Raw genomic sequence first — 19058 nt, 5'->3', positions numbered from 1 at the left:
TATTTGCGTGTTATTGAGACATTTTCCCCTCAAAAAATGGTTTGTAGAAAGAAACGATGATTCAAGCGCTGCATAAGCACGAAGATTGTTGTTTATTGTGCCGGCAAGTTGCTGGTTTGGGGATTAAAAAAAGCAAAAGTTGTTCTTAAAACACCAGTCTGACAAAAATAGCTTTTGTGAGAAGCTCAACGGTGGCTTAGCGATCGTGTGAAAAAATTTAAGGAAGCGATTGACAAGTTTTTTTTGAAGTGCTATGATACCGATGTAATTAGATAACGGTTACAGAAGTGCTGTGACCAAGAGGCGTGTTACTGTAAGAAGGCAAACCTCATATTCCACCAAGGGTGGAGTATGAGGTTTTTTAGTGTTTTTAAGGTGGAGGAAATCATGAAAATAAAGAAGTTTTTAAATAATAATGTTGTCTTACTAAAGAAAGGCAGCAATGAAATTATCGGATTTTCTACAGGCATCAGCTTCAATAAGAAGGTAGGAGATGATGTAGAAGAACAAGATTTTGAAAAGATTTTTGTATTGGATACTCACGCAATGTTGGAACATTTTAGCTATCAATTAGGAAAATGCGATCCGAAATACGTAGCGATCGTTGCTAAAATCGTGGCTTATGCCAAACAGAATTATCGCTTAGCAGTCAGCGACTATATTTATTTGACTTTGCTGGATCATATTGATTTCACTGTTCATAGGATCAAGCAGCAAATGACTTTTCATAGTCCTTTGCAATGGGATATTCGGCGATTTTATCCCGATGAATATGCCATTGGGGTGTATGCTGTCCAGCTTATGGAGCAAGAACTAGCGATCGATGTACCAACAGAAGAAGCGATCTCCATCGCATTGCATTTTGTAAATGTCCAATCACAAAAGAAGGATATGGCGGTTACCAATCAAATCGCGAAATTTATAGAAGACGTACTGACGATCGTAAAGTATGAGTACAAACAAAATTTTGATGAGAATAGTTTCCATTATTCTCGCTTTGTCACGCATCTGCACTATTTTGCACAAAATGTGATCAATCATACACTTCCCAGCTATGAAGCGTCGACGCTCTATGCACAAATTGAGAAGATGTATCCGCAAGCGTTTCACTGTGTGGAAAAAATCAAGGTTTATATCAAAAATACGTATGATATCAGCATCTCAGAAAATGAAGAAATTTATCTATCACTCCATATCCAGAAATTGACGGAACAAGGAGAAAGGGAGAAAAACAATGGACTATAAAAAACTAGCCAATGAAATTTATGAAAATGTCGGCGGTGGTAAAAATATCCAGCACGTGACCCACTGTGCAACAAGACTGCGTTTCACGCTGGCCGACGACAAAAAAGCTGACAGTGAAGCAATCAAACAGTTAAAAGGAGTGACTGGACTCGTTCAGGGAAATGGTCAATACCAAGTGATTATTGGGCCAGATGTATCGAGTGTATACGCTCAACTACCGACGACAGAAACGACGGCTGATCAAAGCAGTAGCGATCAATCGATCATCTCACGACTCCTTGACTTTATCGCAGGCTGTTTTACACCGATGATTGCAATCATAGCAGCTGGAGGAATGCTGCAAGTGGTCCTTTCACTATTGGAGTTATCAGGAATTTTAGCTGCAACTGACGATACGTATCTCGTATTGTATCAAGTATCGCAAGCAGCCTTCTTTTTCATTCCCGTTTATTTAGGAAATTCTGTGGCCAAACGATTGAAAATTGATCCTTTCTTAGGAAGCTACGTCGGAGCGATTTTTGTGATGCCAGGATTGACGGCCCTTCTTAGCCAAGAAGGAGGAATCACATTATTTGGATTGCTCGTACCGAATGTGAGCTACAATGCCTCCGTTTTGCCAGTTTTATTAAGTGTCTGGGTTATGTCTTATGTCTATCGGTTCGCCGATCGGATTTTACCGAACAGTGTCAAATTTATTCTACGTCCATTGATCGCCATCATCGTGATCACACCGCTGGCTCTATTGCTAATCGGACCATTAGGTGTGACGATCGGCAACTATGTGTCACAGTTTTTGAACTACTTAACAAACAATTTTGGTCCGTTAGCCGTCTTGTTTATGGGTGCCTTTGCTCAATTGCTAGTAATGACGGGCATGCACACGACGCTGACCCCTATTTTATTAACTTCTTTGGCAACGTACGGGTATGATGATTTGATCGTCCCTGGTATGCTGCTTGGATTGGCTGCCGAAGCAGCGATTTGTTTAGCGGCTGGAATCAAAGCTAAGGATACGGAATTTAAACAAGTGAGTTTTTCATCGGCAATTACTGCCTTGATGGGTGTGTCTGAACCTGCTTTGTACGGAGTAACCTTACGTCTGAAAAAACCGATTGTCGGAATGATCCTTGGGGGTGCTGCTGGGGGACTTTATTTTGGTTTGATGAAAATCAATACGCCAGTAGTCATTGCTTCATTTGTGGCGCTTCCATCATACAGCAGTGTGTTTCATGCGCTGATCGGCTCGTTGATTACTTTTGCGATTGCCTTTGCTTACACCTGGGTCATGGTCAAAGATGCAGATTTTCCTAATAATAATCAGCCGCAAGCAGTCAAATCTGGAGCGCAAGATGTGACAGCCAAAGCAACTGATGTTTCTTCTGAAACGAAGAAAGAACAATCAGCGATTGAAAAAATTGTATTATCACCTTTAAAAGGAACTGCCGTTCCATTGACAGAAACCAATGATCAGGCGTTTGCTTCATTGGCATTAGGTAAAGGAATTGCTGTTAAGCCACAAGATCAACAGGTGATTGCCCCATTTACGGGACAGGTTTCTGCCGTTTTTCCAGGAAATCATGCGATTGGACTTACCAGTACCGAGGGGATTGAACTTCTGATCCACATCGGTATTGATACGGTGAATATGCAAGGAAGTGCCTTTGAACGACTAGTCAATGAAGGTGATCAAATCACTATGGGAGAAACATTATTGCACTTTGATGCAAAAAAAATCGCTCAGGCAGGGTATGAAGATACCGTTATGATCACTGTTACCAATACGGCAGACTTCTTAGATGTTGTGGCACTTGCCCAACAGCAAGAAATTAAAGCTGGCGATCAGTTATTAGCCATTTTTTAACCATTAGAAAGAAGAAAGGATGACAGCAATGAGTTTCCCAAAACATTTTTTATGGGGCGGCGCTTCGGCGGCAAACCAATATGAAGGCGGCTATAATGAGGGCGGAAAAGGGCTCGCTTGTGCTGACTTGATCAGCGGTGGCAGCCATACGACTTCTCGGAAAATCACAGCAAAAATTGAAGAAGAGTTGTTGTATCCAAGCCACGAAGCAACTGATTTTTATCATCATTATCAAGAAGATATTGCATTGTTTGCAGAAGCTGGATTTAAAGCTTTCCGCATGTCTATCAACTGGACCCGAATTTTTCCCAAGGGCAACGACGCTGAACCGAATGAAGAAGGCCTGGCCTTTTATGATCGCGTGTTTGACGAGTGTCGGAAGTACGGGATTGAACCAATTGTAACCATTGCTCATTTTGATGTTCCCGCATATTTGAGCCAAGAATACAATGGTTGGGCGAGTCGTGAAGTGATCGACTTTTATGCGAGATATGCGGCGGTGTTGTTGGAACGCTATCACGAAAAAGTAAACTATTGGATCACTTTTAATGAAATCAACACGGCCACCTTAAGTATCGGAAACTTTTTATCACTGGGACTGCAAGTTGGTGAATCTGAATTTATCAATCAGCCGGATAATCTACAGCAACGCTACCAAGCCCTGCATCATCAATTTGTTGCCAGTGCAAAGGTTGTCGCTTACGGACATGAGCATTATCCAGACCTGAAAATCGGCTGTATGATTTCTTATATGCCACGCTATCCTTATACTAGCCATCCAAATGATGTATTACTAGCCAAACAAGAAGAAAATATGCACTCGAAATTTTGTGGCGATGTGCAGGTCACAGGGAAATATCCTTATTATGCAAAGAAATATTTTGCTGATCATGGCTTTGCAATCGAGTTTGCACCAGAAGATCAAGCGATCCTAGCTAAGGGAACAGTGGATTACTACACGTTTAGTTACTATCTAACACTTTGTGTCTCTGCAGATGAGAAAGTTACCAAAAATGGGCACAGTATGATTGGCGGTTCAGGCGTAAATAATCCTTATCTAGAGCAGACGGAATGGAATGCGATGATTGATCCAGTAGGATTGAGAATTGCGTTGAATGATATTTATGATCGCTACCAACTGCCATTGATGATCGTGGAAAATGGGATCGGGGTTTCAGAAACTGTTGCTGAAGATGGACAGATTCATGATGATTATCGCATCGATTATTTAGAAAAGCATATTGCTGAAATGGAGAAAGCCATCGATGATGGTGTCGAGTTGATTGGTTACACGATTTGGAGTGCCGTTGATATTGTCAGTGCTTCTACAGGAGAAATGAAAAAAAGGTATGGCATCATTTTTGTGGATAAATATGACGACGGGACAGGGACTTTAGATAGAAAGAAAAAAGACAGTTTCTATTGGTATCAAAAAGTGATTGAACGAAACGGCTTATGATTAAATACTCCAGTACTTGCGGTGTACAAGTGCTGGAGTTTTTTTGCGTATCAATTTCAGCGCGTACAAAACAAAAACCACGCGTAAAACACGCGTGGTCCATATCAGGGGTTCATGTTAGTTGCCCCAATAAACAAATCGTCCATCAAATACGGTGGCTTCAACGGTCGTTTGAAGCAATTCTTCGGCAGTTAAAGGCAAGATGTTTTGTGACAAAATACAAAGATCGGCTAAACAGCCAACTTCTAATTGACCGATATCTTGCCGACTCAAGGCTTTGGCGGCGCCTGCGGTGTGGGCATAGAGGGCATCGGCGATGGTGATTTTTTCCTGTGGCATCAATCCGCCTGCTGGCTGGCCATTTTTTTCTTGCCGAGCAACCGCATAATACAGCGAGTCTAAAGGGGTCACGTCGATCACGACCGGCGTATCAGTCCCAAAAGCCAAGGTGGCACCTTGCTCTAGAAAGGATTGAAAAGGAAACATTTGACTGGCACGCTGAGGTCCTACTTCTTCATCGAGGGTCTCATAACCGACTAATAGATGGCTAGGCTGTACGGAGAGTACTAGTTGTTCTTGGCGAACTAGTGGCAAATCGGCGGCATCCATCACTTCCAAGTGTTCCAAGGTATTGGCTTTGCCTTTAGAAAGCGGGTGAGCAGCAGCACTTTCTTGATAAAAGAGGAGTGCTTGTCGAATCGCTTCATCACCGATGGTATGGATGCGCATCGGCCAGTCTTGCTGGTTAGCTTGTAATATAAAGCGGCGCATCCGTTGAACATCGATCAACGGCATCCCGACATCACCAGCAAAATACGGTGTTTCATATTCCGCTTTTAAAAAAGCCGTGTGCGTACTCGTCACGCCGTCAAAAAATTGTTTGACGCCGCCCATTTGTACTTTTTCGGAGCGATACGTACGGTAAGTTTCTTTTAGTTGCGTGATGTCTTCTCGCATGGCTGGATAAAAGACAGCGCGCAAGGTCGCTTCTGCTTCCGTTTGTCGATAAAGATTGGGGTAGACCAAATCGTCCCAGCTTTCTCCTGTCAAGGCAACATCGCCGATCGTCGTGATGCCGTATTGATTGAGCTGTTTCATATAGGTCAGAAAAGCAGCAGAGCTTTGCGCTTGGAATGACTGTAAGACCTCTGCTAAATAATGAATGGCGATCGCTTCTAAAAAGCAGCCGCTTAATTGTCCGCTGTTTTCGTCAAGCAATGCCTCCCCGCTGATCCCCGTTGGCAAGTTCTCAGGTGTGATCCCTAAAGCAGCGATCCCTTGGCTATTTAACCAAATGCTGTGGGCATCACCGGAAATCAGCATGACAGGCGTGTCGGCACAATAGTTGTCGATCGAATCTTTCGTTGGGTAGACTTGCTGACCGAAATCACTGCTGAACCAGCCGATGCCGATTTTCCATCCATGTGTGATGGGCAGCGCGGGCACTTGCTGGGCAACGGCTTCTTCTGTCACTCCCGTAAGATGGGTCAGTGCCCCTTGATGGAGTAATGCGGAAAGATAAAAATGAACATGAGCATCAATAAAGCCCGGGATGATCATTTGTTCTTTGAGATCAATGACCTGGGTGTCTTCAGCAAGTGTTGGCAGCGCTGAAAGAGGACCCACAGCCGTGATTTTCTGGTCTTCTATCAGGAGAAAGCCCGCAAAAGTCGTTTTCGTTTTGGTATCAAAGATGTGTTCAGATTTTAGTAATAGTGACAATTATAATCCCAACTTCCATTCAAGGAAAAGGTCGTTGTAAAGCTCAACCGCTTCTTTTCCTAAGTATTCATAATGTTCCATTTGTTCCATCGCACTTGGCTCAGGGTAGAAAGCTTTGTCAGCAGTCAGTTCACCCGGCAGCATGGCTTTGGCCGTTTCACTCGGCGTGGCATAGCCTACGTATTCGGCATTTTGTGCGGCATTTTCTGGGCGGAGCATAAAATTGATGAAGGCGTAGGCTCCTTCAAGATTACCAACGGTTTTCGGGATCGCAAAATTGTCTGTCCAAATCGCACCGCCGTCATTGGGAACGATATAGGTGACGGCAGGATTTTCCGCCATCACATAAGCGGCATCGCCCGAATACCCGATTCCTAAAGGGGCATCGTTGTTGATCATCAAGGTTTTGATCTCGTCGGTCAAAACTGCTTTGACATTGGGACGGATACTTTCCAGCTTCTTCAAGGCTTTGGCGACTTTGGTCGGGTCTTTTTCATTTTGGGAAAGACCGAGCGTCTGTAACGCGATTCCTAAGGTTTCGCGAGCACCATCCACCATCAATACATCATTTTTAAATGCAGGGTTCCATAAATCCCCCCAGCCATGGATCGAAGAAACATCGACTTCTTCAGTATTTGCCATGATCCCGATCGTGCCCCAAAAATAGGGGATCGAATAGGTATTGTTTGGATCAAAGGCTTGATCCATCAAAAAAGGCGACAGATCTTCCGTTCCCGTCAATTTCTGATGATCTAAAGGCACTAACAGTCCTTCTTCGATCATTTTCGGAATGATCGATTCGCTAGGGAAAACCAAATCATAGCGTGAGCCGCCTTGTTTGATTTTTGTTTCCATCGCTTCGTTGGAGTCAAATGTATTATAAATCACTGAGTAACCAGTCTCAGTTTCGAATGTTTTGATCAATTCGGGGTCAATATATTCGCCCCAATTGTAAATAATCACTGTATTTTTGTCGGACGACGTTGCTGCCCCCGATTCTTTCGTTAACACCGAAGCACCGAAAAACAGCAATGCGGTGATGCCGATCACACCGCCAAAAAATACCCACAACCTTTTCAATTCATCAATTCCTTCTTTCTTTACAATTTCGTATTTCTTGAGTAGCGTAATTGATTTTTAAAGAAAAGGCAATAAAAAAATGAAGAAAAAATAAACCCGTTTCTTTCAAGGCTTAGCAGGAGGAATGGCCAGGTGGCTGCGGCAGTTTCCAAACATATCATTTGTCAAATTTCTTCCTTTTGCCTAAGCTAGGGAAGTGAGAAATCAAGGGATGGAAAAACAGGAACCTCTCTTTGATGAAGAATGAATGTAAGGAGTGAAGCATCAATGGAAACACGTGCTGTCGTTATTGAAGCCTATGGTGGAAAAGACCAATTAAAAGAAGCAACGGTCCAATTACCAGAATTAAAAGCAAATCAATTATTAGTCAAAGTTGCCGCAACATCCATCAACCCAATCGATTGGAAATTAAGAGAAGGCTATTTGAAACAAATGTTTCCATGGGACTTCCCAATTATTTTAGGATGGGATGTCGCAGGGGATATCGTAGAAATAGGCGCTGACGTGACAGAATTCAAAGTTGGTGATGCAATCTATGCCCGCCCTGAAACGACTCGTTTTGGGACGTATGCTGATTATGCCATCGTGGATGCTGAGTTAGCAGCGATTAAACCAGAAAACCAAAACTACGCAGAAGCAGCTGCAGTGCCATTAGCTGGTTTGACTGCTTACCAAGCGTTGTTTGAACACGGTCGTTTAAAAGAAGGGGAAAAAGTCTTGATCCATGCCGGAGCAGGCGGAGTTGGTACCTATGCGATCCAACTAGCAAAAGCAGCTGGCGCTTACGTCATCACGACGGCTAGTCCTCGTAACCATGAGTTATTAAAAAAACTTGGTGCCGATGAGATCATCGATTACCACACGACAGATTTTGAAGAAGTCTTGCAAGACATCGATTTGGTCTTTGATACGATGGGGGGCGACACCCAGAAGAAAAGTTTCACTGTCTTAAAACCTAAGGGCCGTCTGATCTCGATTTTGAGTATTGAAGACGAAGACTTGGCAAAAGAAAAAGACATCTTCGCCAAAGCAGTTTGGTTACGAACCAACGGCAAACAATTGGCAGAATTGACAGAGCTGATCGAAGCAGAAAAAGTCACCAGTGTCATCGGTGCAACCTTCCCATTGACGGCACAAGGAATTTACGATGCCCACGCATTGAGTGAGACACATCATGCGGTCGGCAAGATCGTTATTGAAAATCAAGACAATTTCATCAGCCAAGACGCAGAATAAAGGAGGCTGAACCGATGCGCTTATGGCATGAAGCACTGATACCTGCTTTGCCTCGGCAGCAGCTGTTAGGCCAGCATCGTGAAGCAGCAGCCTTACGAGGGTTAGGCTGGGGCAAGAAGCATGCAACCGTCGATTACGTTTTTACTCATCCACCCTATAAATTGTTTCAATACCATCAGTTAGTGCTGGATGAAATGACTCGTCGAGGCTATCGGCCAGCACCTGAATGGTACGATCCAGCGTATCGTGGCAAAAATCTGCCGCTGGAACCCTCCGTTCAAGCTGTTCCTTTGACTACGCCGATCTATCCAGAACATGATGAAGCATACTTGGAAGAATGCTTAGTGAATCTCCATCATAAGGGGATCTATCTTTAAAGACCAAACACTTTCCTGAATTTTTGTTCGGGAAAGTGTTTTTTTTCGCTTTAAAATCGTTAACTTACAAAAAGTAAGCATATTGTTCGCAACTTTTTTTGTTCCTTGTTATAGTGAGAACAGAGAATCAGTAATGAGAAATGAGGAAAAGAAAATGACCATCAATCATAGAAATCTTGAATTTGGGTTAGATACTTTTGGCGATCTAGCCTTTGATGATACAACGAAAGAACGGATCAGTTACAGCGAATCGTTGCGCAATATCGTAGCGGAAGGAAAATTAGCCGATGAAGTCGGCATCGATGTCATTGCCTTAGGGGAGCACCATCGGGAAGAATATTCGATCTCAAGTCCTGATACGGTACTAGCGGCTTTAGCAATGGTTACCAAAACCATCAAATTAGGTACCGGTGTAACTGTCTTGAGTTCGGATGATCCCGTGCGGGTCTACGAACGGTTCGCGACCGTTGATGCGTTGTCGAACGGTCGCGCACAAATCATGCTGGGACGAGGATCTTTTACTGAATCATTTCCTCTATTCGGCTATGACTTGCAAGATTATGAAGAACTATTTGAAGAAAAAACAGCAATGTTCAGTGAATTGAGAAAAGGCAAACCATTAACTTGGGAAGGCAAGTTTACGCAATCCTTAAAACATGCCGACGTTTTTCCAAAAATTGAGGGGCATCAACTAGATACCTATGTGGGTGTCGGTGGAACCCCTGAATCGATCATTCGTGCCGTCCGTTATGGGTTTCCTGTTATGTTAGCGATCATCGGTGGCGAACCCGCTCGTTTTGCGCCCTATGTTGACCTATATAAAAAGGCAGCGCAGCAACTAGGGCAACCGATTTTGCCAATCGGCATGCACTCTCATGGTGTGATCGCCGATACCGACGAAGAAGCCTATGAAATCGGCTGGAATTACATCAAAAAGAGCATGGACAAAATCGGTCTTGATCGCGGCTGGCCAGCCATGAGCAAAGAGCGCTTTGACTTTGAAGTCGAACATGGGTCTTATTATGTAGGCAGTCCAGAAACCGTGGCGCAAAAAATCGCTCGTATGATGCCGCAAGTCGGAGTAGAACGCTTTGATCTGGTATACGGTACTGGCGGACAACTGCAAAAAGACCGTTTCAAAACGATTGAATTGTATGGAACCAAAGTGATTCCACGGGTGAAAGAATTGTTGGCAGCAGGTGATGGCAATGCCTAAAACCATCGGTATTTTAGGCGCAGGCAAGTTAGGCTTAGCGCTCGCAAATCTTGGTGCCCAGGCGGGCTATCGGGTCTTGATCGCCAGTACGAAGCCAGCAGAAAAAATCGCCTTGTCCGTTTCTGTGTTGGCTCCGGGAGCGATCGCAAAAAATGCCGCTGAAGTGATGGCGGAAGCTCAAACGATCATTTTGGCAATCCCATTGAGTAAGTACCAACAGCTGCCGGCAGAAGCATTGGCTGGCAAGCTAGTGATCGATGCCATGAATTATTGGTGGGAAGTCGATGGCAAAGAAACAGAATACTCATCCATCGAGCAGACTTCTTCGGAACGTGTGCAACGCTATTTTTCCCAAAGTAAAGTAGTCAAAGGATTCAATCATATGGGGTACCACGACATCCAAGAGGAATCCTTGCTGACGAGAACGGCTGCTCAAGGAACTACCAAAAAAGCCATCGCCATTGCTGGTGATGACCAAACCGCCCTCGATCAGACAGACGAAATCGTTGCCGCTTTCGGTTTTGATCCCTTTCCTATCGGTGCTTTAGCTAATGGCATCATGTTAGAACCCGACAGCCCTTTCTTCGGAGCCAATCAAAACAAAGAGGGATTGACGGCATTGATGAAGGAGTTTTGGAGCAGTGAGAAAGGGCAAGCGTTTCTGGCGCGTCCTTCCGCTGTGAGTAACAAGCAGCAGGCTTCGCAGTAAAAGAGCCGCCTCCATGTACGACTGGATACGATAAAAACAACCCTCTTCTCAAAAAAGAAGAGGGTTTTCCCATCCAGTCAAATCAGCACGTGGTCGCTAAAAAATACAATGTGATTGCTACGATTGTGATTCGTAAGCAGTGGTTGTTACGTTTACGTCTCTGCCAGACGTTCCATAGTGTACATATCAGCCTGTACCTGCTTTGTGCTCGCCTTTGACACCCACCCATATTGATTAAAGATCGACCAGCCAGTTGGTTTGTTGGATCTTTCCATCTAATTCTCGCAGCTGCTTGGCGGTCGCATTCAATTGCTCCGTTAGCGTTTTTGTATCGATCGTACGCACCAGTCGAATTTCGTTGCGACCTATTCGGGGAGCTGCTTTGGTTTCATCCAGTGCTTGCGTTAGCAGTGCATGCTTGCGGCGCAGCTGTTCTCGCTGTTCTAGTGCTTCCATCAGCAATAACGCACTATCTGCTAAAGAGGCAGTCGCATTTTTCCGATTGATGGCAACGACTAATTCTGAATATTGTTGATTGATCTCATCGTATTCCTTGAACAATTCTGTGATACTACGATCCAAGGTATCGCCTTCTTGGACTAACACACTGCTAGAGATCTCGTTACGTAATTGAAACAGACGATTGTTCAAATCCCGTCTTAAAAGTAACGCTTCTGCTAATTTCATTTTGGCACACTCCTTTTTACAAATGAGAACAGCTTATCTAGTTCTTATCCTAGAGAAGAACGTGATGAAAGGCAAGCAAGATGCAAAAAAAGGTCTGCCAGAAAAATCATAAAAAACTGAATATTCGCAATTCTTGTTGACTTCCAAAAACACCAATAGTATACTTTATAACAATCATGAAATAGACAAAAAAACGTCATTTACCTGTTTTTTAGATAAAAAGAAAGACGATGAAGAGAAGAGTAGCTTTGGAATCTGTTAGAAGAGAACCCGGATGGTGAGAAAGGGCAGCAGAAAAAAAGTGAAGATGAGCTCTGAGTGATCTGATTTGTTCACGCAAATCAGACGGAAAGCAGCCGTTATCGTGCCAAGTATCTTAGCGTACTGTTGAGGTGCCATTTGTGAGGATGGTGCGAAAAAGGGTGGTAACACGAAAATCTCGTCCCTTTGTTTGTCAAAATTGATAAGCAAAGGGATGAGGTTTTTTCTTTTTATCGATGAATGCGTTTTTTGCCGTCATGAAAAACACTTGCGTTGGTTGCGCAATCACATAGGAGGAAGAATGGAAATGATCTGGAAGAAGCGTTTATTGGTTGCAGCAGGAGTGATTGGGTTGACCCTTTCCGGCTGCACGACAACAGGAAATACCGAGGGATCAGAGGCTGAAACTAACGGAGCGCCGAATCAAGCGATTGCGGTGAGTCTACCGGCTGAGCTGACGACTCTCGATACGACTCAAACGACGGATAAAGCAACATTTACCATCGTTCAACATTTATTCGAAGGGCTTTACCGTTTCGATGAAAACAGTGAACCAGTTCCGGGCTTGGCAGAAGGAGTCGAAATCAGTGAAGATGGCAAAACCTATACCTTTACCTTGCGAGAGGATGCGAAGTGGAGCAATGGCGAAGCGATCACTTCAGCTGACTTTGCTTATGCGTGGAAAAAGTTAGTCGATCCAGCAACGATGGGACCTAACGCCTATTTGTTAGATAATGTAGTTAATAGTAAAGACATTCGTGAAGGCAATGCTGATATAGAAACGATTGGTCTGGAGACCCCAGATGACGCGACCTTTATCGTGCAGTTGGAGCAGCCACAGCCATCCTTTTTATCCTTGATTTCCATCGGCTGGTTGGCACCGCAAAACCAAGCCTTTGTTGAAGAAAAAGGTGATACCTATGCTCGTACAAGTGAAGATTTGCTGTATTCTGGTCCCTTTACCTTGACCGATTGGCAACAGACTGGGGATGAGTGGACATTGGTGAAAAATGACCAATACTATGATGCTGATGTCGTTCAATTGGAGGAGATCAAAGGCTCCACCATCAAAGAAGAAAATACTGGGATCCAATTGTTTGAAAGCGGCGACCTGGATTTGCAAAAAATCAGTGGGATCTACGTTCAACAATATGGAGACAATGAAGAGCTAGTTACGCAAAATGATGTTGCGAACTTTTTCTTAGACTTTAACAAAACGGCCAACGATGCCTTGGCAAATGTTCATGTGCGTAAAGCGATCGCGTTGGCGATCGACAAAGAAAGTCTCGTGGATAATGTGTTGAACGATGGAGCGAAAGTTTTAAACGGGCTGGTCCCCACCGGCTTAGCTACGAATCCAAATACTGGCGAAGATTTTCGAGCATATAGCGGTGATTACAACTTGTATGATTTAGAGGCGGCCAAGGAAGAGTGGGAAAAAGCCCAAGCGGAAATTGGCGAAAGTACGACGTTGCGTTTATTAGTGACAGATGATGACAATGGTCAAAAAATCGGGGAGTACTTGCAAAGCCAACTGCAAGAAAACTTGCCAGGCTTGTCGATCTCCATCAACAAACAGCCACGTGCCAGCTTGAATCAATCAAGAGCAAATAGTGATTACGAGCTTTCCGTTTCTGGCTGGATCGCTGGAAGTAGTGACATGGATATGTTCTTTATCTTATACAAAAATGGCGCTTCCTTTAACTACGGCGGCTATGTCAACGAAGAATATACGGCATTGACGGAAGATGCTCGCACCGTTCATGCCAATGACCCCGATCAATATTTTGAAGATTACAAAGCGGCAGAAGAAATTTTGTTGGAACAAGATGCTGCGCAAGTCCCTCTATACCAGAGTGCTTCAAATTATCTGATCAAATCAAATGTAAAAGACATCCAATTCCCAGCCTATGGCGCGCATTTCTTTTTCCGCACCGCCTATGTCAGTGAATAAGGAGAAAAATAGCTGAATGAAGAGCGCATGTTTATTCGATGAACATGCGCTTTTTGCAACAAAAAAAGCAGTTCAGAAAGCTGAACTGCTAAATGCGGAAGATGGGAGTTGAACCCACACGAGATAAACTCACACGCGCCTGAAGCGTGCGCGTCTGCCATTCCGCCACTTCCGCATAAGATAAAGATAATCCTTTCTAGGAAGAAATGCAAGTCCAATCTCACAAAAAGGAGCCCGCCAGCGGGGACTGGCGGGATAGGAGTAAAAATGAAAAAGTGTTAGGGTTGTTTGTTGGTATGCATTTATAATAGCGTGTAAATGTGAAAAAAAATTGACGAATCAAACAGAATTCTGAGAAGAAATCGCCAAGAAAAAGTGAAACTAGATAAAACAATCAGAAGACAAAAAGGAGCCCGCCAGCGGGGACTGACGGGATAGGAGTAAAAATGAAAAAGTGTTAGGGTTGTTTGTTGGTATGCATTTATAATAGCGTGAAAATGTGAAAAAAAGTTGACGAATCAAACAGAATTCTGAGAAGAAATCGCCAAGAAAAAGTGAAACCATGTAAAACAGTCAGAAGACAAAAAGGAGCCCGCCAGCGGGGACTGGCGGGAAGGAGTAAAAATGAAAAAGTGTTAGGGTTGTTTGTTGGTATACAAGTATCATACCGAGAAAATATGAAGAATTTTCGAGCGAAATTTAGGAATTGCGTGAATCTTTTGACAAATTATGCCTTCTGTTTGAATTTTTTCTTAAAAGAGAATTGACAAAAGGCACAAGCTTTGATAATTTAAATGAAACAAAATGCAAACGCGATGAAAAAGAAAGTAGAATCAAGGAAGTTGTCTAGCAGAGAGTTCCGGTAGGTGGGAAGGAACGACAACGAATGATTTGAAAATGACTTTGGAGCGGATTTTCTGACTAATTAGGAAAATACGGTTGCCCCGTTAACAAGCGACAGTCTCCGAGTGTTTTCGGGTACTGAATGAGGTGAAGCCTGTGAAGGTTTTGCAGATTAAGGTGGTACCGCAGGTGATGCCCTTAGCTTTGGCTAAGGGCTTTTTTTGTGTCTGCACGGTCAGCTGTTTCAAGCGCAGGTTTTGTTAAAAAGGAGAAAGGTTGTTGGGAGGAGAGAAAAATGCACAAATTAGTGGTTCAAACCGATTTTGGTTTGCAAGATGGAGCGGTTAATGCGATGTACGGGGTAGCTTATCAAGTGGCACCGGAGCTGGTCATTGCTGATTTGACTCATGAGATCGAGCCATACAACATTCATGATGCCAGCTATCGTCTGCTGCAAAGCGTCACCTATTGGCCGGCAGGAACGGTCTTTGTTTCAGTGGTCGATCCTGGCGTAGGGTCTGATCGACGAAGTGTGGTTGCCAAGTTGGCGACCGGACAGTTGGTTTTGACACCAGATAATGGCACACTGACTTATTTAGCGACTTATATCGGAATCACTGAACTACGGGTGATCAATGAGGCAACTGAGCGGTTGGCAGGATCAGCCGAAAGCCATACATTTCATGGTCGGGATGTTTATATGTATAACGCCGCGCGTCTCGCCAGTGGCGCCATCAGCTTTGATGAGCTAGGAACACCCGAACCTAAAAAAGCGATCCAAGTCTTTGCCATTGAAAAGCCAAGCCAAACAGCAGAAACGATCACTGGCACGATCGATATTCTTGATATTCGTTTTGGTTCGTTGTGGACGAATATTCCCCATACGTTCTTTAAGCAATGGCAGGTACAGTACAATGAGCCGCTGCTCGTCAGTATTTATTACCAAGATACGCTGCGTTATCAAGAAGAAGTGCGCTTCGGACGCTCTTTTGCGCAAGTGTCGGAAAATGAACCTGTCTTATATGTCAATTCCCTATTGAATATTGGTTTAGGGCTCAACTTGGCTTCATTTGCTGAAACCTATAAAATCGGGACTGGCACGAATTGGAAAATTACCCTCAAAAAAAGGAGAAATGAAAAATGAATCAATCAAAATTTACAGTAAAACACATTGTTGCTATCGGAATCGGTGCTGCCGTCTTTTTCGTCTTAAAACGTTTCGTCACGATTCCAACTGGTTTTCCAAATACAGATATCGCCACAGCCTATCCTTTCTTGGCACTATTAGGCGTTGTCTACGGTCCAATCGTTGCTGGTTTAGCGGGCTTTATCGGCCATGCCCTAGGAGATTTGACGACTTATGGTCCATGGTGGTCTTGGATCGCCGCCTCAGGGATCTTAGGGGTGTTCTTCGGACTTTTGACTCGTTGGATTCCAATCCAGCAAGGAACCTTTGGCGCTAAAGAAATTCGGACCTTCTTGATTGGCGAATCGATCGCAAATTTGGTCGTCTGGGTGATCATTGCCCCAATCGGTGATATTTTGATCTATGGCGAACCAGCGAACAAAGTCTTTGCGCAAGGAGTCATTGCGGGATTGACCAACACAGTCGTAACTGGGATAATCGGAGTGATCCTGCTAAAAGCCTATGCCCAAACCAAAACCAAAAAAGGCAGCTTGAGCAAGGAATCCTAAACAAAGAAATGTGTGAAGGCTAAAAAATGAAACAAAAAATCATTCAATTTACGAATTTTTCTTTCCAATATGATGCACAAGCGGAACCGACCTTGAAAAACATCGATCTAACGATCTATGAAGGAGAAAAAGTCCTGATCGTCGGTGCTAGCGGTTCTGGCAAAAGTACATTAGGAAAATGTTTGAACGGTTTGATCCCGCAAAATGACGAAGGTAGTAGTACCGGAGCATTGACGATCGGTACCAATGCCTTTGGGCAAGCTTCCATCTACGAGCTGTCTTTGACCGTCGGCACGGTGCTGCAAGACACCGATAGCCAATTTGTAGGCTTGACCGTAGCAGAAGATATCGTGTTTTCCTTGGAAAACGATCAGCGTAGTCAAGCTGTGATGCAGGAGGCGCTGCGCGTTTGGGCAGAAAAGACCGACTTAATGGATCATTTGGCAAAAAAACCGCAGGAATTATCGGGTGGCCAAAAGCAGCGTGTTTCAATGGCAGGTGTTTTGATCGATGAAACACCGATTCTACTGTTTGATGAGCCGCTAGCCAACTTAGATCCGCAAACAGGTGTGGAAGCCATCAAAATGATCGACCAGCTGTATCAAGAGAAGCGTTTTACCACCATCATCATCGAACATCGCTTAGAAGAAGTGTTAGCCGCCGCTGTCGATCGCATCATCGTGATGGAAGAAGGCCGCATCATTGCCGACAGTACACCGAATGAACTATTAAAAACGGACATGCTGCAGCAAGTGGGCATTCGTGAACCACTGTATTTAGCCGCCTTAAAAAAAGCGGGGGTTCCTGTGACCGATGCTGCTGATTTGGTCGCGGTAGAAGCATTTGCATCACCTGAGATTGCCGAAAAACTGACTAGGTTTCAAAAGGAATATCCGAAATCGGCACTTCCTAGCCAACAGCCGCCGTTGTTGGAAGCGAAGAATTTATCGTTTTCTTACCAAGTGGGCAAACCAATCTTGCAGGCACTGGATTTTACCATCCATCAAGGAGAAATGATTAGTTTGGTTGGGCATAATGGCGCAGGAAAATCGACCTTGTCCCATTTGATTACCGGCTTTTTGACACCGACTTCTGGCAAGTTGCTTTGGCAAGGAACAGACATGGGCAATGATTCCATCAAAGAACGAGCGCAAAAAATCGGGTATGTTTTGCAAAACAGCAATCAAATGCTGTCAAAAAACTTCCTGTTTGACGAAGTTGCCTTAGGCTTGCGCAACCGAAATGTCCCAGAGGCTGAAATCACAGAAAAAGTTCATCAGACCTTGAAAATTTGTGGTCTTTATCCGTTTCGCTCATGGCCATTGTCGGCACTAAGTCATGGGCAAAAACGCCGAGCCGCCATTGCAGCGATCCTCGTCTTAGATCCTGAACTCATTTTATTGGATGAGCCAACAGCAGGACAAGACTATCGCCATTACACCGAAATGATGCAATTCTTACAGGAGTTGAACCAGCGGGGATTAACGATCGTTATGATCACCCACGATATGCACCTGATGTTGGAGTATACACAGCGGACGATCGTTTTGACGCAAGGAACGATTTTGCTGGACGCACCGCCAGAAGTTGTTTTAGCAGACAAACAAGTGGTGAGTGCCGCGAACCTCAAAGAAACCAGCTTGTACACACTGGCGACCCTTAACCAGCTGACAGATCCCGCCGCTTTTACTGCCGCCTTCATTGCCAGCGAGAAGGAGGGACACGATGGAGAGTAATCTAATCGGCTATCTTGACCGCAAAACGTGGATCCACCAATTAAGCGGTGCCGCAAAACTGATTTGTTTTTTGCTGCTATCCGTTATCGGGATGATCTCTTATGATACGCGTTTTCTTATTGGACTGGCATTGTTTTCGGTCTTTCTATTTGCCAGTGCTGGAATTCGCTACCGAGATATCGCTTTTGTGTTGAAATTTATCATCTTCTTTTCGATTTTGAATTTGGTGGCGGTCTATCTTTTCGCTCCAGAATACGGGGTGGAGATCTATGGGACGCGCCACGTGATTTTCGAAGGGATCGGTCGGTATACATTGACCCAAGAGCAAGTGTTTTATGAGTTGAATCTGTTGATCAAATATTTTGTCACGATTCCGCCAGGGTTGATTTTCCTGTTTACCACTAATCCAAGCGAGTTGGCGTCCAGTATCAACCGCATCGGGATTTCCTACAAGATCGCCTATGCAGTCGCACTGGCTTTGCGTTACATCCCTGATATTCAAGAGGATTTTCGAACCATTGCCAAAGCGCAGCAAGCACGTGGCGTGGAGCTTTCTAAAAAAGCACCTTTGCGCAAACGAGTGGCAGGCAATGTCGCGATCGCGATTCCTTTGATTTTTTCCAGCTTGGAACGGATCGACCATATTTCTGCTGCCATGGAGCTAAGAAGGTTTGGCAAGCATAAGCAGCGTACCTGGCTGAAAGCTAAGCCGATCCAAGGCAAAGATCTCTTGGCGATTGCAGTCGTTTGCTTGATCGTTGCACTTGGATTGTTCTTGATGGTCCTTAATGGCGGACGCTTCTACAATCCGTTTCGTTAACAAATCAACACATGAAAACTTAAAAAAACGGACTCATTGTCAATAATGAAAGTGGGACGGATGAATCAACTCTGATTCATCCGGTCCCATAAATGATCGAGACAAAAAACGCAGGACAGTCAGTCAATTGACTTTAGCGAGTGCTACATTTGCTAAA

The 19058-nt window shown here is 44.2% G+C and carries 15 protein-coding genes, 1 tRNA gene and 1 other annotated feature; of the genes, 12 read left to right on the top strand and 4 right to left on the bottom strand.

Annotation, left to right across the window (positions count from 1 at the left end; all coding sequences use genetic code 11):
* The first annotated feature begins 387 nt into the window (after positions 1-387).
* Genes IGK85_RS11705 through IGK85_RS11695 form a run of 3 tightly spaced genes read left to right on the top strand, consistent with a single transcriptional unit; the run spans position 388 to position 4565 of the window.
* A complete protein-coding gene (locus IGK85_RS11705) occupies positions 388-1245 on the top strand; it encodes a PRD domain-containing protein (protein WP_008379178.1) in 858 nt (285 codons plus the stop codon).
* Positions 1235-3106, top strand: coding sequence for a beta-glucoside-specific PTS transporter subunit IIABC (locus tag IGK85_RS11700; protein ID WP_429972252.1), 1872 nt, complete (start codon positions 1235-1237; stop codon positions 3104-3106). The genes IGK85_RS11705 and IGK85_RS11700 overlap by 11 nt, the downstream gene beginning before the upstream one ends.
* Before the next feature lie 28 nt (positions 3107-3134).
* On the top strand, positions 3135-4565 hold the full coding sequence (locus IGK85_RS11695) for a glycoside hydrolase family 1 protein (RefSeq protein WP_008379173.1): 1431 nt from the start codon (positions 3135-3137) through the stop codon (positions 4563-4565).
* Positions 4566-4682: 117 nt separating this feature from the next.
* Here IGK85_RS11695 and IGK85_RS11690 read toward each other — a convergent pair whose 3' ends face one another.
* Both IGK85_RS11690 and IGK85_RS11685 read right to left on the bottom strand, forming a co-directional pair.
* A complete protein-coding gene (locus IGK85_RS11690; RefSeq protein ID WP_008379171.1) occupies positions 4683-6287 on the bottom strand; it encodes an amidohydrolase in 1605 nt (534 codons plus the stop codon).
* Complete coding sequence (locus IGK85_RS11685) at positions 6288-7367, bottom strand: ABC transporter substrate-binding protein (protein WP_429972251.1); 1080 nt, start codon at positions 7365-7367, stop codon at positions 6288-6290.
* A 267-nt stretch (positions 7368-7634) separates the two neighbouring features.
* On the opposite strand from IGK85_RS11685, the gene IGK85_RS11680 reads away from it, so the two are divergent.
* The 4 genes from IGK85_RS11680 to IGK85_RS11665 all read left to right on the top strand — a co-directional run bounded on the left by IGK85_RS11680 (position 7635) and on the right by IGK85_RS11665 (position 10905).
* The gene (locus tag IGK85_RS11680) at positions 7635-8603 is read left to right on the top strand and encodes an NADP-dependent oxidoreductase (RefSeq protein ID WP_008379166.1); all 969 of its coding nucleotides are present in this window, start codon (positions 7635-7637) and stop codon (positions 8601-8603) included.
* A 14-nt stretch (positions 8604-8617) separates the two neighbouring features.
* Entirely contained in the window at positions 8618-8980 is a 363-nt protein-coding gene (locus IGK85_RS11675; RefSeq protein ID WP_008379164.1) for a TIGR02328 family protein, read from the top strand.
* A gap of 154 nt (positions 8981-9134) precedes the next feature.
* The gene (locus IGK85_RS11670) at positions 9135-10196 is read left to right on the top strand and encodes an LLM class flavin-dependent oxidoreductase (RefSeq protein ID WP_008379161.1); all 1062 of its coding nucleotides are present in this window, start codon (positions 9135-9137) and stop codon (positions 10194-10196) included.
* The gene (locus IGK85_RS11665) at positions 10189-10905 is read left to right on the top strand and encodes an NADPH-dependent F420 reductase (protein WP_008379159.1); all 717 of its coding nucleotides are present in this window, start codon (positions 10189-10191) and stop codon (positions 10903-10905) included. Before IGK85_RS11670 ends, IGK85_RS11665 begins: the two co-directional genes overlap by 8 nt.
* A 234-nt stretch (positions 10906-11139) precedes the next feature.
* Here IGK85_RS11665 and IGK85_RS11660 read toward each other — a convergent pair whose 3' ends face one another.
* Complete coding sequence (locus IGK85_RS11660; protein ID WP_005234539.1) at positions 11140-11592, bottom strand: DIP1984 family protein; 453 nt, start codon at positions 11590-11592, stop codon at positions 11140-11142.
* A 562-nt stretch (positions 11593-12154) separates the two neighbouring features.
* Between IGK85_RS11660 and IGK85_RS11655 the strand changes: the two genes are divergently transcribed.
* Positions 12155-13807, top strand: coding sequence for a peptide ABC transporter substrate-binding protein (locus IGK85_RS11655; RefSeq protein WP_086373195.1), 1653 nt, complete (start codon positions 12155-12157; stop codon positions 13805-13807).
* A gap of 93 nt (positions 13808-13900) precedes the next feature.
* Here the strand turns inward: IGK85_RS11655 and IGK85_RS11650 are convergent.
* Positions 13901-13982, bottom strand: a tRNA-Leu gene (locus IGK85_RS11650).
* Positions 13983-14613: 631 nt separating this feature from the next.
* Positions 14614-14853, top strand: a binding site (T-box leader).
* A gap of 92 nt (positions 14854-14945) precedes the next feature.
* On the opposite strand from IGK85_RS11650, the gene IGK85_RS11645 reads away from it, so the two are divergent.
* From IGK85_RS11645 to IGK85_RS11630, 4 genes are read left to right on the top strand one after another with little or no spacing between them, the layout of a single operon-like run.
* Positions 14946-15794, top strand: a complete 849-nt coding sequence (locus tag IGK85_RS11645) for an SAM hydrolase/SAM-dependent halogenase family protein (protein WP_008379156.1) — start codon at positions 14946-14948, stop codon at positions 15792-15794.
* Positions 15791-16345: an ECF-type riboflavin transporter substrate-binding protein gene (locus IGK85_RS11640; protein ID WP_008379155.1), complete on the top strand. Its 555-nt coding sequence runs from the start codon at positions 15791-15793 to the stop codon at positions 16343-16345. Before IGK85_RS11645 ends, IGK85_RS11640 begins: the two co-directional genes overlap by 4 nt.
* A gap of 26 nt (positions 16346-16371) precedes the next feature.
* Positions 16372-18081, top strand: coding sequence for an ABC transporter ATP-binding protein (locus IGK85_RS11635; protein ID WP_008379154.1), 1710 nt, complete (start codon positions 16372-16374; stop codon positions 18079-18081).
* Positions 18071-18901 carry an energy-coupling factor transporter transmembrane component T family protein gene (locus tag IGK85_RS11630; protein ID WP_005234547.1) on the top strand — a complete coding sequence of 277 codons (831 nt, stop codon included), beginning with the start codon at positions 18071-18073 and terminating at the stop codon, positions 18899-18901. Before IGK85_RS11635 ends, IGK85_RS11630 begins: the two co-directional genes overlap by 11 nt.
* Positions 18902-19058 lie beyond the last annotated feature (157 nt).

The sequence above is a fragment of the Enterococcus sp. AZ015 genome (assembly GCF_050499225.1).
GTDB classification, from domain to species: Bacteria; Bacillota; Bacilli; order Lactobacillales; family Enterococcaceae; genus Enterococcus_D; species Enterococcus_D entomosocium.
The sequence above is the reverse complement of the archived record's forward strand: the minus strand, read 5'-3'. Positions and strand labels throughout refer to the sequence as shown.

What these genes read in the sequence shown, in the direction of transcription:
- IGK85_RS11660 (WP_005234539.1), bottom strand. Translation starts at nt 11,592, where the DNA reads ATGAAATTAGCAGAAGCGTTACTTTTAAGACGGGATTTGAACAATCGT.
- IGK85_RS11640 (WP_008379155.1), top strand. Translation starts at nt 15,791, where the DNA reads ATGAATCAATCAAAATTTACAGTAAAACACATTGTTGCTATCGGAATC.
- IGK85_RS11700 (WP_429972252.1), top strand. Translation starts at nt 1,235, where the DNA reads ATGGACTATAAAAAACTAGCCAATGAAATTTATGAAAATGTCGGCGGT.
- IGK85_RS11705 (WP_008379178.1), top strand. Translation starts at nt 388, where the DNA reads ATGAAAATAAAGAAGTTTTTAAATAATAATGTTGTCTTACTAAAGAAA.
- IGK85_RS11630 (WP_005234547.1), top strand. Translation starts at nt 18,071, where the DNA reads ATGGAGAGTAATCTAATCGGCTATCTTGACCGCAAAACGTGGATCCAC.
- IGK85_RS11695 (WP_008379173.1), top strand. Translation starts at nt 3,135, where the DNA reads ATGAGTTTCCCAAAACATTTTTTATGGGGCGGCGCTTCGGCGGCAAAC.
- IGK85_RS11670 (WP_008379161.1), top strand. Translation starts at nt 9,135, where the DNA reads ATGACCATCAATCATAGAAATCTTGAATTTGGGTTAGATACTTTTGGC.
- IGK85_RS11665 (WP_008379159.1), top strand. Translation starts at nt 10,189, where the DNA reads ATGCCTAAAACCATCGGTATTTTAGGCGCAGGCAAGTTAGGCTTAGCG.
- IGK85_RS11645 (WP_008379156.1), top strand. Translation starts at nt 14,946, where the DNA reads ATGCACAAATTAGTGGTTCAAACCGATTTTGGTTTGCAAGATGGAGCG.
- IGK85_RS11655 (WP_086373195.1), top strand. Translation starts at nt 12,155, where the DNA reads ATGGAAATGATCTGGAAGAAGCGTTTATTGGTTGCAGCAGGAGTGATT.
- IGK85_RS11680 (WP_008379166.1), top strand. Translation starts at nt 7,635, where the DNA reads ATGGAAACACGTGCTGTCGTTATTGAAGCCTATGGTGGAAAAGACCAA.
- IGK85_RS11635 (WP_008379154.1), top strand. Translation starts at nt 16,372, where the DNA reads ATGAAACAAAAAATCATTCAATTTACGAATTTTTCTTTCCAATATGAT.
- IGK85_RS11675 (WP_008379164.1), top strand. Translation starts at nt 8,618, where the DNA reads ATGCGCTTATGGCATGAAGCACTGATACCTGCTTTGCCTCGGCAGCAG.